This window comes from Acidovorax sp. LjRoot38, assembly GCF_964252975.1.
Classification (GTDB): domain Bacteria; phylum Pseudomonadota; class Gammaproteobacteria; order Burkholderiales; family Burkholderiaceae_C; genus Acidovorax; species Acidovorax facilis.
Genome location: NZ_CAXUPT020000009.1, coordinates 110,824 through 124,479 on the forward strand (window position 1 = coordinate 110,824; position 13,656 = coordinate 124,479).

The 13,656-nt window shown below is 64.5% G+C and carries 16 protein-coding genes; 15 read left to right on the forward strand and 1 reads right to left on the reverse strand.

The window, feature by feature from the left end:
- Window positions 1-27: 27 nt before the first annotated feature.
- From ACSQ22_RS17250 to hisD, 13 genes are all read left to right on the forward strand, one after another.
- Window positions 28-1,506: a glutamate synthase subunit beta gene (locus ACSQ22_RS17250; protein WP_176888461.1), complete on the forward strand. Its 1,479-nt coding sequence runs from the start codon at window positions 28-30 to the stop codon at window positions 1,504-1,506.
- A 401-nt stretch (window positions 1,507-1,907) separates the two neighbouring features.
- A complete protein-coding gene (locus ACSQ22_RS17255) occupies window positions 1,908-2,726 on the forward strand; it encodes an ABC transporter ATP-binding protein (protein ID WP_121422427.1) in 819 nt (272 codons plus the stop codon).
- On the forward strand, window positions 2,723-3,505 hold the full coding sequence (gene mlaE / locus ACSQ22_RS17260) for a lipid asymmetry maintenance ABC transporter permease subunit MlaE (RefSeq protein WP_055399256.1): 783 nt from the start codon (window positions 2,723-2,725) through the stop codon (window positions 3,503-3,505). Before ACSQ22_RS17255 ends, mlaE begins: the two co-directional genes overlap by 4 nt.
- Before the next feature lie 35 nt (window positions 3,506-3,540).
- Window positions 3,541-4,029 (forward strand): outer membrane lipid asymmetry maintenance protein MlaD, encoded by a 489-nt coding sequence (mlaD, locus tag ACSQ22_RS17265; protein WP_121507448.1) that lies wholly within the window; start codon window positions 3,541-3,543, stop codon window positions 4,027-4,029.
- The gene (locus ACSQ22_RS17270) at window positions 4,026-4,820 is read left to right on the forward strand and encodes an MlaA family lipoprotein (protein WP_436131038.1); all 795 of its coding nucleotides are present in this window, start codon (window positions 4,026-4,028) and stop codon (window positions 4,818-4,820) included. The genes mlaD and ACSQ22_RS17270 overlap by 4 nt, the downstream gene beginning before the upstream one ends.
- A gap of 175 nt (window positions 4,821-4,995) precedes the next feature.
- Window positions 4,996-5,640, forward strand: coding sequence for an MlaC/ttg2D family ABC transporter substrate-binding protein (locus tag ACSQ22_RS17275; protein ID WP_055399250.1), 645 nt, complete (start codon window positions 4,996-4,998; stop codon window positions 5,638-5,640).
- A gap of 9 nt (window positions 5,641-5,649) precedes the next feature.
- Window positions 5,650-5,922 (forward strand): STAS domain-containing protein, encoded by a 273-nt coding sequence (locus ACSQ22_RS17280; RefSeq protein ID WP_055399248.1) that lies wholly within the window; start codon window positions 5,650-5,652, stop codon window positions 5,920-5,922.
- A 58-nt stretch (window positions 5,923-5,980) separates the two neighbouring features.
- Window positions 5,981-6,919, forward strand: coding sequence for an ABC transporter ATP-binding protein (locus ACSQ22_RS17285; RefSeq protein ID WP_055399246.1), 939 nt, complete (start codon window positions 5,981-5,983; stop codon window positions 6,917-6,919).
- Entirely contained in the window at window positions 6,916-7,671 is a 756-nt protein-coding gene (locus tag ACSQ22_RS17290; RefSeq protein ID WP_436131039.1) for an ABC transporter permease, read from the forward strand. Before ACSQ22_RS17285 ends, ACSQ22_RS17290 begins: the two co-directional genes overlap by 4 nt.
- A gap of 13 nt (window positions 7,672-7,684) precedes the next feature.
- Complete coding sequence (locus ACSQ22_RS17295; protein ID WP_010462096.1) at window positions 7,685-7,927, forward strand: BolA family protein; 243 nt, start codon at window positions 7,685-7,687, stop codon at window positions 7,925-7,927.
- A gap of 97 nt (window positions 7,928-8,024) precedes the next feature.
- Complete coding sequence (murA, locus tag ACSQ22_RS17300; protein WP_436131040.1) at window positions 8,025-9,299, forward strand: UDP-N-acetylglucosamine 1-carboxyvinyltransferase; 1,275 nt, start codon at window positions 8,025-8,027, stop codon at window positions 9,297-9,299.
- Window positions 9,296-9,955 carry an ATP phosphoribosyltransferase gene (gene hisG / locus ACSQ22_RS17305; RefSeq protein ID WP_436131041.1) on the forward strand — a complete coding sequence of 220 codons (660 nt, stop codon included), beginning with the start codon at window positions 9,296-9,298 and terminating at the stop codon, window positions 9,953-9,955. Before murA ends, hisG begins: the two co-directional genes overlap by 4 nt.
- Before the next feature lie 19 nt (window positions 9,956-9,974).
- A complete protein-coding gene (hisD, locus tag ACSQ22_RS17310) occupies window positions 9,975-11,357 on the forward strand; it encodes a histidinol dehydrogenase (RefSeq protein ID WP_436131042.1) in 1,383 nt (460 codons plus the stop codon).
- Here hisD and ACSQ22_RS17315 read toward each other — a convergent pair.
- Window positions 11,344-11,754, reverse strand: a complete 411-nt coding sequence (locus ACSQ22_RS17315) for a DUF2917 domain-containing protein (protein ID WP_108497075.1) — start codon at window positions 11,752-11,754, stop codon at window positions 11,344-11,346. The two genes, hisD and ACSQ22_RS17315, sit on opposite strands and share 14 nt — an antisense overlap.
- 151 nt (window positions 11,755-11,905) lie before the next feature.
- Between ACSQ22_RS17315 and ACSQ22_RS17320 the strand changes: the two genes are divergently transcribed.
- On the forward strand, window positions 11,906-13,360 hold the full coding sequence (locus ACSQ22_RS17320) for a PLP-dependent aminotransferase family protein (protein WP_436131043.1): 1,455 nt from the start codon (window positions 11,906-11,908) through the stop codon (window positions 13,358-13,360).
- Window positions 13,361-13,420: 60 nt separating this feature from the next.
- Complete coding sequence (locus ACSQ22_RS17325; RefSeq protein ID WP_069103652.1) at window positions 13,421-13,645, forward strand: CopG family transcriptional regulator; 225 nt, start codon at window positions 13,421-13,423, stop codon at window positions 13,643-13,645.
- Window positions 13,646-13,656: the final 11 nt, after the last annotated feature.

A 13,656-nucleotide genomic window follows, 5' to 3' on the forward strand; every position in this document is an offset into this window, starting at 1 on the left:
ACAGCATTCATAAACAAGGACATCGTCATGGGAAAAACTACCGGCTTCATGGAATACGAGCGCATCGAAGAGGGCTATAAGCCTGTGCCCGAGCGCTTGAAGCACTACAAGGAATTTGTCATCGGGCTGGATGAAAGCCAGGCCAAGGTGCAAGGCGCGCGCTGCATGGACTGCGGCACGCCGTTCTGCAACAACGGCTGCCCGGTAAACAACATCATTCCGGACTTCAACGATTTGGTGTACCACGCGGACTGGAAGAGCGCGATTGAGGTGCTGCACAGCACCAACAACTTCCCCGAGTTCACCGGCCGCATCTGCCCCGCACCCTGCGAGGCCGCCTGCGTGCTCAATGTGAACGACGACGCCGTGGGCATCAAGTCCATCGAGCACGCGATCATTGACCGTGCGTGGGAGGAGGGCTGGGTACAGCCACGCGTTGCCAAGCACAAAACGGGCAAGAAGGTGGCCGTGGTGGGCTCTGGCCCCGCAGGTATGGCGGCAGCACAGCAACTCGCGCGCGCTGGCCACAGCGTCACGCTGTTTGAAAAGAACGACCGTGTGGGCGGGCTGCTGCGTTACGGCATTCCGGACTTCAAGATGGAGAAGTCGCACATTGACCGCCGCGTCAAGCAGATGGAAGCCGAAGGCGTGGTGTTTCGCACCGGCGTGTTCGTGGGCGCCGCCAAGGACGGACTGGGCAAAGATTCCAAGGTCACCAACTGGGCCAAGGAAACCGTCACGCCCGAGCAGTTGAACAAGGAGTTCGATGCCGTGTTGCTGACCGGTGGCGCTGAGCAATCGCGCGATCTGCCCGTGCCGGGCCGTGATCTCGATGGCATCCACTTCGCGATGGAGTTCTTGCCGCAGCAGAACAAGGTCAACGCGGGCGACAAGCTCAAGGGCCAGTTGCGCGCCGATGGCAAACACGTCATTGTGATTGGTGGCGGCGACACCGGCAGCGACTGCGTGGGTACCAGCAACCGCCATGGCGCCGTGAGCGTCACCCAGTTTGAGTTGATGCCCCAGCCGCCCGAAGAGGAAAACCGCCCGCTGACCTGGCCTTACTGGCCGATCAAGCTGCGCACCAGCTCCAGCCACGAAGAGGGCTGCGAGCGCGAGTTCGCCATCTCCACCAAGGAGTTCATCGGCGAAAAGGGCAAGGTCACCGGCCTCAAGACCGTGCGCGTGGAGTTCAAGGACGGCAAGATGGTCGAGGTGGCTGGGTCTGAGAAGATCCTGAAGGCCGATCTGGTGCTGCTGGCCATGGGCTTCGTGAGCCCGGTGGCTGCCGTGCTGGAAGCTTTTGGCGTGGACAAGGATGCCCGGGGCAATGCCCGCGCCACGACCGACTTCGATGGCGGTTATGCCACCAACGTGCCCAAGGTGTTCGCAGCTGGCGACATTCGGCGTGGTCAGTCGCTGGTCGTCTGGGCCATCCGCGAAGGCCGCCAGGCCGCGCGTGCAGTCGATGAGTTCCTCATGGGCTACTCAGATCTGCCACGCTGATCGGCTGCGGAACATGCAATCGAAACGGCGCTGCGGCGCCGTTTTTCATGGCGGGTTGGTCAGGGCGTAAGGCGATCGGTGGATATGCCGCTGGAAGTTGGGAGGGGAGGGGCTGCGGACGCATTATTGGGCGAGGCCACCGACTGGACCCGGCGCGCGCCCGCCAGTCCAGGTGGATGGCCCCGCCTTCCACGTCTGCGCATCTTTATTGGCACAATCGAGGGTTCTGTCAATCCGGGGTTGTATGGCGTCTGAGCCACCATCCATCTCATGATGCAGATGCTTCAAGATGCAAACATACATGTATGTATGTTTGCATCTTGAGCTACCATCGCGGCTTCCTGCGGCCCGAGGAATCACTGTGTGGTGACTGATGACCCGGAATCCTGAATCTTTTTTGCATGCCTGACCCCTCCCTCCTTGCCGAACTGCGCAATGTCACGTTCTCCTACGGAGACCGCGACATCCTGCGCGACGTTTCGCTGACCGTGCCGCGTGGCAAGGTCACGGCGCTGATGGGTGCCTCCGGTGGGGGCAAGACCACGGTGCTGCGCCTGATAGGGGGGCAGCAGCGGGCTTCGGGCGGTGAAGTCCTGTTTGATGGGCAGGACGTGGGTCGCCTTGATGCGTCTGGCTTGTACGCCGTCCGTCGCCGGATGGGGATGCTGTTCCAGTTCGGGGCGTTGTTCACTGACCTGAGTGTTTTCGAGAATGTGGCCTTTCCGCTCAGGGAGCACACCGACCTTTCCGAAGCGCTGATCCGCGACGTGGTCCTCATGAAACTGCATGCCGTGGGCCTGCGCGGCGCACGTGATCTCATGCCCAGCGAGATTTCGGGGGGAATGGCCCGGCGGGTGGCTCTGGCCCGTGCCATTGCGCTGGACCCGGAGCTGGTCATGTATGACGAGCCTTTTGCGGGGCTGGACCCCATTTCCCTGGGTACGGCGGCGCAGCTGATCCGCCAGCTCAATGATGCAATGGGCCTCACGAGCATCGTGGTCTCGCACGACCTGGAGGAAACCTTCCGGCTGGCAGACCACGTGATCATCCTCGGGGCTGGCGTGGTGGCTGCTCAGGGCACGCCAGATGAGGTGCGTGCCAGCACGGACCCCCTGGTCCACCAGTTTGTCAATGCCTTGCCCACAGGTCCGGTACCCTTTCATTACCCTGGCCCTGACGAGGTGCAGGACTTCGGACCTGTGGGAGGGCGTGCACGGTGAGCTGGTACAACCCCTCCGATGTCGGTTTTGCCGTGCGCCAAAAGCTGGCCGACATTGGCATGGGCGCGCGTCTTTTTGTACGGCTGGTGCGGATGGTGGGTGCCACCTTCATGCGGCCTTCGCTGGTGCGCGACCAGGTGCATTTTCTGGGCAACTACTCGCTGGCCATCATCGCAGTGTCCGGCCTGTTTGTAGGGCTGGTGCTGGGGCTGCAGGGGTATTACACGCTGCAGCGCTACGGTTCAGCAGAAGCGCTGGGTCTTCTGGTCACGCTGTCGCTGGTGCGGGAGCTGGGGCCCGTGGTCACCGCCTTGCTGTTTGCAGGGCGGGCGGGCACGTCGCTGACGGCCGAGATTGGTTTGATGCGTGCTGGCGAGCAGCTCAGCGCGATGGAAATGATGGCGGTGGACCCCGTCCAGCGCATTCTGGCGCCCCGCTTCTGGGCCGGCGTGATCACCATGCCCCTGCTGGCGGCGGTGTTCAGTGCGGTGGGGGTGATTGGTGGCTGGAGCGTGGGCGTGCTCATGATCGGCATCGATCCCGGCGCTTTCTGGAGCCAGACGCAGGGCGGCGTGGACGTTTGGAAAGACGTGGGCAATGGGGTGCTCAAAAGCGTGGTGTTCGGTGTTGCCGTCACCTTTGTGGCACTGCTGCAGGGCTTTACTGCCAAGCCCACGCCCGAGGGCGTGTCGCGTGCCACCACGCGCACCGTGGTGATGGCGTGCCTGGCCGTGCTGGGGCTCGACTTCGTCCTCACGGCCCTGATGTTCAGTATCTGAGGCTGGCGATGCTGGCAGTGAAGAGGAAATAAACAATGCAACGCTCCAAAAACGATCTCTGGGTTGGGCTGTTCGTGATGCTGGGGGCCGTGGCGCTGGTGTTTCTGGCGCTCCAGTCCGCCAATTTGCTGAGCCTGAATTTCCAGTCCGGCTACCGCATCACGGCGCGTTTTGACAACATCGGCGGGCTCAAGCCCCAGGCTGCGGTGCGCGGTGCGGGCGTGGTGGTCGGGCGTGTGGAGTCCATCACGTTCGACGACAAGACCTACCAGGCGCGGGTGACGCTGGCGATGGAAAACCGCTACGCTTTCCCGAAGGACAGCTCACTCAAGATTCTCACCAGCGGCCTGTTGGGTGAGCAGTACATCGGTATTGAGGCCGGGGCGGACGAGAAGAACCTTGTTGCGGGCGACATGGTCACCGCGACCCAGTCTGCCGTGGTGCTCGAAAACCTCATTGGACAGTTTCTCTACAGCAAAGCCGAAGACGGCGGTAAGCCCGCAGGGGCAGGTGACAAGAAATGAAGAACTTTGAAACAACCACCCTGCCCACCGGCTCCAAGCAGCAGGGCTTGCCACGTGCGCTGGGCGGTTCGGCGCTGCTGTTGGCCGGTGCGCTGCTTTCGGGCTGTGCCACCGTGGCCAATCCTGACCCGCGTGATCCGCTGGAATCCTACAACCGGAGCATGACCAACTTCAACGAGCAAGTTGATGCCATGGTGCTCAAGCCGGTAGCGATTGCCTACCAGGACATCGCGCCCGCCCCCGTGCGCACGGGGGTGAGCAACTTTTTCGCCAACATCGGCGATGTCTGGTCGTTTGTGAACAACGTGCTGCAGCTGCGCGCGGAGGCCGCCGCCTCGACGTTCATGCGCGTCAATGTCAACACCTTCATGGGTCTCGGCGGGGTGCTGGATATCGCCAGCGAGCTGGGCATAGACCGCTACAAGCAGGACTTTGGCCTGACGCTGGGCCGATGGGGCGTGGGAACCGGCCCATACCTGGTGCTGCCGGTTCTCGGTCCGTCCACGGTGCGCGACACCTTTGCGCTGCCGGTGGACATGAAGGGCAACGTGGTGAGCTATGTGGACCCGGTCTCGGCCCGGAACACGCTGTATGCACTGCGGGTGGTGGACACGCGCGCCAATCTTTTGCGGGCAAGCTCCGTCCTCGACAGTGCCGCGCTGGACAAGTACAGCTTCACGCGGGACGTTTTCCTGCAGGTGCGCAGCCAGGCTGGTGAGCCCCAGAACAGCAAGGACTCGGACGGCAAAGACGGCAACGACGGCGTATTGCCGCAAGAGCCTCCCCGTTGAGGTGATTTCCAGAGGGCTGCCCGCCGATAGCGGCCATAGCGCGGGCGATCGTGTTGCACTTGCTTGCACACCGCAACGCCCGCGACGCATGCGTTGTTTCTGCGGCCACCACAATGCAACACGGGCATGCCGGATGGCGGCTCATGACTGAATGAGAAAGTAGAGGATAGAGGACATGATGAACCGACGTTCCCTGGGCCACCTGGCACTGTGTGCTGCCGCCGTGGCGTCGCTGGGCTTGCCGCTGGCCGCTCTGGCGGCAGACGAAGCGCCGGACGCGATGATCAAGCGCCTGTCCACCGACGTGCTCAACACTGTGAAGTCCGACAAGGCGATTCAGGGCGGCGACTTGACCAAGGTGATCGCGCTGGTGGACAAGACCGTGATGCCCAACGTCAACTTTCGCCGCATGACTGCCGCTGCCGTGGGGCCAGGCTGGCGCCAGGCCACGCCCGAGCAGCAAAAACGCCTGCAGGACGAGTTCAAGATCTTGCTGGTGCGCACCTATGCGGGTGCGCTGGCGCAGGTCAACGACCAAAGCATCCAGGTCAAGCCCCTGCGCGCTGCGCCCGAAGACAAGGACGTGCTGGTGCGTACCGAAATCGTGGGCCGTGGCGACCCCATTCAGCTGGACTACCGCCTCGAAAAAACCCCTGGCGATGGCGCTGGCTGGAAGATCTACAACCTGAATGTGCTGGGTGTCTGGCTGGTGGAAACCTACCGGGGCCAGTTTGCCCAGGAGATCAACGCCAAGGGCATTGATGGCCTGATCGAGACCCTGGCTGCGCGCAACAAAGCCAACTCCACCGCCAAGGGCTGAGCCCCCTCCATGCTGGTTCTCCCCCCCGAGCTGACCCACCGCCAGGCCACGGCCTGCCTGCAGATGCTTCTGCAGGGGCTGCGCGTGCACCGTGAAAGTGGTGTGGTGGTGGATGCGAGCGCGATGACGGTGTTTGACAGCTCGGCCCTGGCCGTGCTGCTGGAATGCCGGCGTGAGGCGCTGTCCGTGGGCAAGACCTTTGCCGTGCAGGGGTTGCCCACGGCGCTGCGCGGCATGGCGGGCTTGTACGGCGTTGGCACCTTGCTCACGCCCGTGTCCTGAGGGTGCATACCCTCCGCCATAACGCTGTTCGGGGCAAGGCCGTAAAATCAGGGGCTTCATGCCCGCAGTCTCCTTCCAAGCCATCTCCAAGACCTTTGCCACGCCCAAAGGCCCTTTTCAGGCACTGAACCAGGTCAACCTGGACATTGAGGAGGGCGAGTTCTTCGGACTCCTCGGCCCCAACGGTGCCGGTAAGACCACCCTGATCAGCATCCTCGCGGGCCTGGCGCGCGCCAGCAGCGGCCGTGTGCTGGTGCAGGGCAGCGACGTGCAGGCCGACTTCGCCGAGGCGCGCCGCAAGCTCGGTGTGGTGCCGCAGGAACTGGTGTTCGACCCCTTCTTCAATGTGCGCGAATCGCTGCGCATCCAGTCCGGCTATTTCGGCGTGAAGAACAACGACGCCTGGATCGACGAGCTGCTGGAGAACCTGGGCCTTACCGACAAGGCCAACGCCAACATGCGGCAACTGTCGGGCGGCATGAAGCGCCGCGTGCTCGTGGCGCAGGCGCTGGTGCACAAGCCGCCCATCATCGTGCTCGATGAACCAACGGCTGGCGTGGACGTGGAGCTGCGCCAGACGCTGTGGCACTTTGTCGCGCGCCTGAACAAGGAAGGCCACACGGTGTTGCTGACCACGCATTACCTGGAAGAAGCCGAAGCCCTGTGTGGCCGCATTGCCATGCTCAAGTCCGGCCAGATCGTGGCGCTGAACCGCACCAGCGAACTGCTGCAGGCGGCTTCAGGCAGCATCCTGCAGTTCAAGACCGATGCGGCTTTGCCACCCGCCCTGGCGATGGCGGCGCGTGTCACCGGTCGTATCGTGCAACTGCCCGCGCACGATGCCGCAGAGATCGAAAGCCACCTGGCAGCGCTACGCGTAGCGGGCGTGGAGGTGCATGACATGGAGATCCGCAGGCCGGACCTGGAGGATGTGTTCTTGCAGGTGATGTCCGGTACATCTGCGTCCAACATCCCACTCGAAGGTGTCGCGCTATGACCGGCTGGCAGACCCTGTTCTACAAGGAAGTCCTGCGCTTCTGGAAGGTCAGCTTCCAGACCGTTGCCGCGCCGGTGCTCACGGCCGTGTTGTACCTGCTGATCTTCGGTCACGTGCTCGAAGACCACGTCAAGGTCTACGACCGCATCAGCTACACCTCCTTTCTGGTGCCCGGCCTCGTGATGATGAGCGTGCTGCAAAACGCCTTTGCCAACAGCTCGTCGAGCCTGATCCAGAGCAAGATCATGGGCAGCCTGGTGTTTGTGCTGCTCACGCCGCTGTCGCACTGGGCCTGGTTTGTGGCCTATGTGGGCTCGTCCATGGTGCGCGGGCTGGTGGTGGGGCTGGGTGTGTTCATCGTCACGCTGGCTTTTGCGCGGCCAGAGTTTGCGGCGCCGCTGTGGATACTGGTGTTTGCGGTGCTGGGGGCGGGCCTGCTGGCCACGCTGGGGCTGATTGCGGGGCTGTGGGCCGACAAGTTTGATCAGCTCGCCGCGTTCCAGAACTTCGTGGTCGTGCCCATGACGTTCCTCTCGGGTGTGTTCTATTCCATCCAGTCGCTGCCCCCGTTCTGGCAGACCGTGAGCCACCTGAACCCGTTTTTCTACATGATCGATGGTTTTCGCTATGGCTTCTTCGGCCAGAGCGACACCTCGCCCTGGCTCAGCCTCAGCATCGTGGGCATCGCCTGGCTGGCCGTGAGCTTTCTCGCCGTCCACCTGCTGCGCACCGGCTACAAAATTCGCAACTGATTCCGAGCCCAACATGACCGCTGACCAACTCAAAGACATCATCGCCGCCGGCCTGGCCTGCGAACACATCACGCTGGAGGGCGATGGGCGCCACTGGTACGCCACCATCGTCTCGGCCGAGTTCGAGGGCAAGCGCGCCATCCAACGCCACCAGCGCGTGTACGCCACTCTGGGCGCGAAAATGCATACGGATGAAGTTCACGCGCTGTCGATGAAGACCTTCACCCCCGCCGAGTGGGCGGCGCAAGCGCAGTGACGCTGCCTGCCTAGGTACTCATTTATTGATAGCTGTTAACGCTTGATAGATAAGCGCTAAGGGCCATTTTCATTCATATTTTGGTTGTTAGATAGAGATGGACAAACTCCTGATTCGCGGCGGACGCACCTTGCAAGGCGAGGTGCTGGTCTCTGGCGCCAAGAACGCCGCCTTGCCGGAGTTGTGTGCCGCGCTGCTCACCGCCGACCCGGTGACCCTGCTCAACGTGCCCCAGCTGCAGGATGTGAGCACCATGCTCAAGCTCATCCGCAATATGGGCGTGACCGCAGAGCGCGCCGACGACGGCACGGTGAGCATCGACGCCAGTGCGCTCAACACGCCCGAGGCGCCGTACGAGTTGGTCAAGACCATGCGCGCCTCGGTGCTGGCGCTGGGCCCGCTGCTGGCCCGCTTTGGCGAGGCCACGGTGTCGCTGCCCGGTGGTTGCGCCATCGGTTCGCGCCCGGTGGACCAGCACATCAAGGGCCTGGCCGCCATGGGCGCCGAGATCGTGGTCGAGCACGGCTACATGATCGCCAAGCTGCCTGCGGGTTGGACGCGTTTGAAGGGCGCGCGCATCACCACCGACATGGTCACGGTGACGGGCACCGAGAACTTCCTCATGGCCGCTGCGCTGGCCGAAGGCGAGACGGTGCTGGAAAACGCCGCGCAAGAGCCCGAAATTTCGGACCTGGCCGAGATGCTGATCGCCATGGGCGCGAAGATCGAAGGCCACGGCACCAGCCGCATCCGCATCCAGGGCGTGGACAAGCTGCATGGCTGCACCCACCGCGTGGTGGCTGACCGCATCGAGGCTGGCACCTTCCTGTGCGCTGTGGCAGCCACGGGCGGTGATGTGATGCTGCGCCATGGCCGCGCCGACCACCTGGATGCGGTGATCGAAAAGCTGCGTGAGGCCGGTGCCACTGTGCAAGCGGTCGAGGGCGGTATCCGCGTGCAAAGCGCGGGCGGCGCCACGCTCAAGGCACAGGGCTTTCGCACCACCGAGTACCCGGGTTTCCCCACCGACATGCAGGCCCAGTTCATGGCGCTCAACTGCATTGCGCAGGGCACGGCCACGGTGACCGAGACAATTTTTGAAAACCGCTTCATGCATGTCAATGAGCTGGTGCGGCTGGGTGCCAAGATCCAGACCGATGGCAAGGTGGCGGTCATCGAAGGCGTGCCCCGCCTGTCCGGCGCCACCGTGATGGCCACCGACCTGCGCGCCTCCGCCAGCCTCGTCATTGCCGGCCTGGTGGCCGACGGCGAAACCGTGGTGGACCGCATCTACCACCTGGACCGCGGCTACGACTGCATGGAAGCCAAACTGCGCGGCATTGGCGCCGACATCGAACGAGTAAAAGCATGAGCAGCAACATGATCACCCTGGCGCTTTCGAAGGGCCGCATCTTTGACGAAACCCTGCCGCTGCTGGCCGCCGCAGGCATCGAGGTGCTGGAAGACCCCGAAAAGTCGCGCAAGCTCATCCTGCCCACCAACCAGCCCAACGTGCGCGTGGTGCTGGTGCGTGCCACCGACGTGCCCACCTATGTGGAATACGGCGGTGCCGACATCGGCGTGACCGGCAAGGACACGCTCATTGAACATGGTGGCCAGGGGCTGTACCAGCCGCTGGACCTGCAGATTGCCAAGTGCCGCGTGAGCGTTGCCGTGCGCAATGATTTTGACTACGAGCGCGCTGTCAAGCAGGGCTCGCGCCTGAAGGTCGCCACCAAGTACACGTCGATTGCGCGTGACTTCTTTGCCACCAAGGGCGTGCATGTCGACATGGTCAAGCTCTACGGCAGCATGGAACTGGCGCCGCTCACGGGCCTGGCCGATGCCATCGTGGACCTGGTGTCCACCGGCAACACGCTCAAGGCCAACCATCTGGTGGAGGTGGAGCGCATCATGGACATCAGCTCCTACCTCGTGGTCAACCAGGCCGCGCTCAAGCTCAAGCAGGCACCGCTGCGCCGCATCATTGATGCGTTTGCTTCGGCCATCCCTGCCCCCAAGAACTGAACCCACCGTAGAACGCACTATGACTTTGGTAGCTGCTCCCGCCCGTCTGTCCACCGCTGCGGCCACTTTTGAGGCTGATTTTGCAGCCCGCCTGCATTGGTCTGCCGACACCGACGCGGCCATCGAGCAGCGCGTGGCCGACATCCTGGCCGACGTGCAAAAGCGCGGCGATGCGGCGGTGCTGGAATACACCGCCCGCTTCGACGGCCTCTCGGCACCGAACATGGCCGCGCTGGAGCTGACCCAGGCCGACTTCAAGGCCGCGTTTGACGCCATCCCCCAGGCCCAGCGCGAAGCGCTGCAGGCAGCCGCCAAGCGCGTGCGCAGCTACCACGAGGCGCAGAAGAAGGCGTCGGGAGAGAGCTGGAGCTACCGCGACGAGGACGGCACTCTGCTGGGCCAGAAGGTCACGCCGCTGGACCGCGTGGGCATCTACGTGCCCGGCGGCAAGGCCGCCTACCCGTCGAGCCTGCTGATGAACGCCATCCCGGCCCACGTAGCGGGAGTGCAGGAAATCATCATGGTGGTGCCCACGCCCGTACGCGGCAGCGTGGCGACCGGCGGCTCAGGTGAGGGCACGTCGACCCGGGGCGAGCGCAACGAGCTGGTGCTGGCAGCCGCCTACGTGGCCGGTGTGACCCGCGCCTTCACCATCGGCGGCGCCCAGGCCGTGGCCGCGCTGGCCTACGGCACGGCCACCGTGCCCAAGGTGGACAAGATCACCGGCCCCGGCAACGCCTATGTGGCCAGCGCCAAGAAGCGCGTGTTCGGCACCGTGGGCATCGACATGATCGCGGGCCCGAGCGAAATCCTGGTGCTGGCCGATGGCACCACACCGCCCGACTGGGTGGCCATGGACCTCTTCAGCCAAGCCGAGCATGACGAGCTGGCGCAGAGCATCCTGCTGTGCCCTGACGCCGCCTACCTCGACGCCGTGCAGCGCGAGATCGACCGCCTGCTGCCCACCATGCCGCGCGCCGAGATCATCGCCAAGAGCCTCACCGGCCGGGGCGCCCTGATCCTCACCAAGGACATGGAAGAAGCCTGCGCCATCAGCAACCGCATCGCACCGGAACACCTGGAAGTGAGCAGCACTGACCCGCACCGCTGGGAGCCTTTGCTGCGCCACGCCGGAGCGATCTTTCTAGGGGCCTACACCTCCGAAAGCCTGGGCGACTACTGCGCAGGCCCCAACCACGTGCTGCCCACCAGCGGCACGGCACGCTTCTCCTCCCCGCTGGGCGTGTACGACTTCCAGAAGCGCAGCAGCATCATCGAAGTGAGCGAAGCTGGTGCCCAGGTGCTGGGCACCATCGCCGCCGAGCTGGCCTACGGCGAGGGCTTGCAGGCCCACGCGCAGGCGGCCGAGATGCGGCTCAAAGCTGGAGCTAAGCCGCGCTGATCGCCCCCCGGGGCAGGGCACCCTGTGTGGGTGCCGACGCCTTGGGCTGAGATGCGGCGGGTGCAGGCGGACAGGCGGCTCCTGCCACCGCCCGGTGTTGTGCCCAGTTCAGCCGCGCGGGCCGGTGGCCTTCGGCACTGACCCGCAGTCGCACGGGTCCGGTGAAGGACAGGCGCTGGCCGGCCTCCAGAAAATAGTCCTCCAGCAGACCATCACAGGTCACCCAGACGCGGCCTTGTTCGACTTCGAGCAGGGCAATGTCGCCTGCGCGGAAGTCCAGCACCTGGACAGCCTGCAAGGGCGGCAGCGGCTGGCGCTTCCATTGCAGCGTGAGAGGAACCGCAGGCTGGCTGGGCAGTGCGGGCGACGGTGGGGTGGGGGTGTGCAGCGTGTTCATGCCTTCACTGTGCGGCCACCTGCGATGCGCCACCAGCCACAGGCCTGCACAATCTGGGCCAGTACAGAACAGCAAACCAACCCATCTGTACTGGTCGTACTGGGATGCCTCTGTACTGTCTGTCGACCAGAGGGCCAGTACAGAATGCAGCATGGCCACCGATGACGCACCTCCGCTGTACCTCCAGATTGCCGAGCAACTCGGGCAGCTGATCCGCAATGGCACGCTCGCGCGCGGCGAAAAGCTGCCTTCGGTGCGCGAACTGGCCCGCCAGCACGGCGTGGCGCAGACCACGGTGGTGCAGGCCTACCACTGGCTCGAAGATGCGCGCCTGATCACCGCGCGCCCGCGCTCCGGCTTTTTTGTGGCGGCGCGGCCGGTGAGCCTGCCCGAGCCCAGCACACCGCGCCCGATGCGCCGCCCGCGCGAGGTCTCGGTGGACTGGCTGGGCCAGCGCATCCTGGGGCGCAACCAGCCGGTGGACATGATCTCGTACAGCAGCGGCACGCCCGGCCCCGAGCTGTTCAACCCCGACCGCGTGCGCCGCGCCGTGGTGCGCGCCGCACAGCGTCACCGCAACCTGCTGTGCACCTACCCCGGTTCGTCGGGCCATGAGGACGCGCGCCGTGCGCTGGCGCGCTATACCGTCAGCCTGGGCTGCAGCCTGGACCCCGAGAACATCGTAATCACCGGGGGCTGCATGGACAGCATTGCGCTGTGCCTGCGCGCGGTGACGCAGCCGGGCGACGTGGTGGCGCTGGAGTCGCCCACGCATTTTTCGTTTCTGGAGGTGCTGCAGGGCCTGCACCTCAAGGCGCTGGAGATTCCCACCCACCCGCGCAACGGTCTCTCGCTGGATGCGCTGCAACTGGCGTTGGACACCCAGCCCGTCAAGGCCGTCATGGTGGTGCCCACGCTCAGCAACCCGCTGGGCAGCTGCATGCCCCAGGCCGAGCGCAAGCGCCTGGTGCAGATGGCGGCGCGGTACGACATGGCGGTCATCGAGGACGCGATCTACAACGACCTGGTCGAGGTGGACGAGATGCGCCGCACCGTCAAGTCGTACGACACCACCGGCCATGTGATGTTGTGCGACTCGTTCTCCAAGACGCTGGCGCCGGGCCTGCGCCTGGGCTGGCTGGAGGCCGGCCGCTGGGCCGACAAGCTGCGCGCCATCAAGGACCTGCAGGCGGGCGGCCAGTCCGCCGTGCTGGAGCTGGCCCTGGCCGACCTCATCACCCAGACGGGCCACGCCGCCGCCATGCGCCAGCTGCGTGCGGCCGTGGCGGCGCGCATGGATGAGGTGCGCCATGTGATTGCCGCGCACTTCCCGCAGGGTACGCGCGTGAGTGACCCGCCCGGCGGCCTGCTGCTGTGGCTGGAGCTGCCGCGCGCGCTCGATTCCGTGCAACTGCACGAGGCCTGCCTGGCCCGGCAGATCCTGATCGCACCCGGCACGGTGTTCAGCGCCAGCGGGCGGTTCCGCAACTGCCTGCGCATTGGCGTGGGCGGCGACTGGTCGCCTGCCCATCTGGAGGCGCTGCGCACCGTGGGTGACATGGCGTGCCAGATGCTGCAAAGCGGGGCACCCCGCAAGGCAGCTTGAATGTGGTGTTTTAATCAACACGAAGTTCGTGGTACACGAAGTTCGTGTAATATTTAATCCATGAAAAACATCACCGTGACCATGGACGACACCGTTGCCGAATGGGTGCGCGTGGAAGCCGCCAAGCGCGGCAGCAGCGTGTCCCGCCTGCTCGGTGAATGGCTGGCCGAAAAGATGCGCCAGGAAGACGCCTACGCCCAGGCCATGCGCGAGGCGCTGAGTTTTGAAAGCTGGGGTGCTTCGAGCGGGCCCTATGTGCCGCGCGAAACCCTGTTTCTGCGCTGAACCGGGCAAAA

What these genes read in the sequence shown, in the direction of transcription:
- ACSQ22_RS17290 (WP_436131039.1), top strand. Translation starts at nt 6,916, where the DNA reads ATGACCGGCTGGCAGACCCTGTTCTACAAGGAAGTCCTGCGCTTCTGG.
- ACSQ22_RS17285 (WP_055399246.1), top strand. Translation starts at nt 5,981, where the DNA reads ATGCCCGCAGTCTCCTTCCAAGCCATCTCCAAGACCTTTGCCACGCCC.
- ACSQ22_RS17295 (WP_010462096.1), top strand. Translation starts at nt 7,685, where the DNA reads ATGACCGCTGACCAACTCAAAGACATCATCGCCGCCGGCCTGGCCTGC.
- ACSQ22_RS17255 (WP_121422427.1), top strand. Translation starts at nt 1,908, where the DNA reads ATGCCTGACCCCTCCCTCCTTGCCGAACTGCGCAATGTCACGTTCTCC.
- hisD (WP_436131042.1), top strand. Translation starts at nt 9,975, where the DNA reads ATGACTTTGGTAGCTGCTCCCGCCCGTCTGTCCACCGCTGCGGCCACT.
- ACSQ22_RS17275 (WP_055399250.1), top strand. Translation starts at nt 4,996, where the DNA reads ATGATGAACCGACGTTCCCTGGGCCACCTGGCACTGTGTGCTGCCGCC.
- ACSQ22_RS17320 (WP_436131043.1), top strand. Translation starts at nt 11,906, where the DNA reads ATGGCCACCGATGACGCACCTCCGCTGTACCTCCAGATTGCCGAGCAA.
- ACSQ22_RS17270 (WP_436131038.1), top strand. Translation starts at nt 4,026, where the DNA reads ATGAAGAACTTTGAAACAACCACCCTGCCCACCGGCTCCAAGCAGCAG.
- hisG (WP_436131041.1), top strand. Translation starts at nt 9,296, where the DNA reads ATGAGCAGCAACATGATCACCCTGGCGCTTTCGAAGGGCCGCATCTTT.
- ACSQ22_RS17250 (WP_176888461.1), top strand. Translation starts at nt 28, where the DNA reads ATGGGAAAAACTACCGGCTTCATGGAATACGAGCGCATCGAAGAGGGC.
- ACSQ22_RS17325 (WP_069103652.1), top strand. Translation starts at nt 13,421, where the DNA reads ATGAAAAACATCACCGTGACCATGGACGACACCGTTGCCGAATGGGTG.
- mlaD (WP_121507448.1), top strand. Translation starts at nt 3,541, where the DNA reads ATGCAACGCTCCAAAAACGATCTCTGGGTTGGGCTGTTCGTGATGCTG.
- ACSQ22_RS17315 (WP_108497075.1), bottom strand. Translation starts at nt 11,754, where the DNA reads ATGAACACGCTGCACACCCCCACCCCACCGTCGCCCGCACTGCCCAGC.
- ACSQ22_RS17280 (WP_055399248.1), top strand. Translation starts at nt 5,650, where the DNA reads ATGCTGGTTCTCCCCCCCGAGCTGACCCACCGCCAGGCCACGGCCTGC.
- murA (WP_436131040.1), top strand. Translation starts at nt 8,025, where the DNA reads ATGGACAAACTCCTGATTCGCGGCGGACGCACCTTGCAAGGCGAGGTG.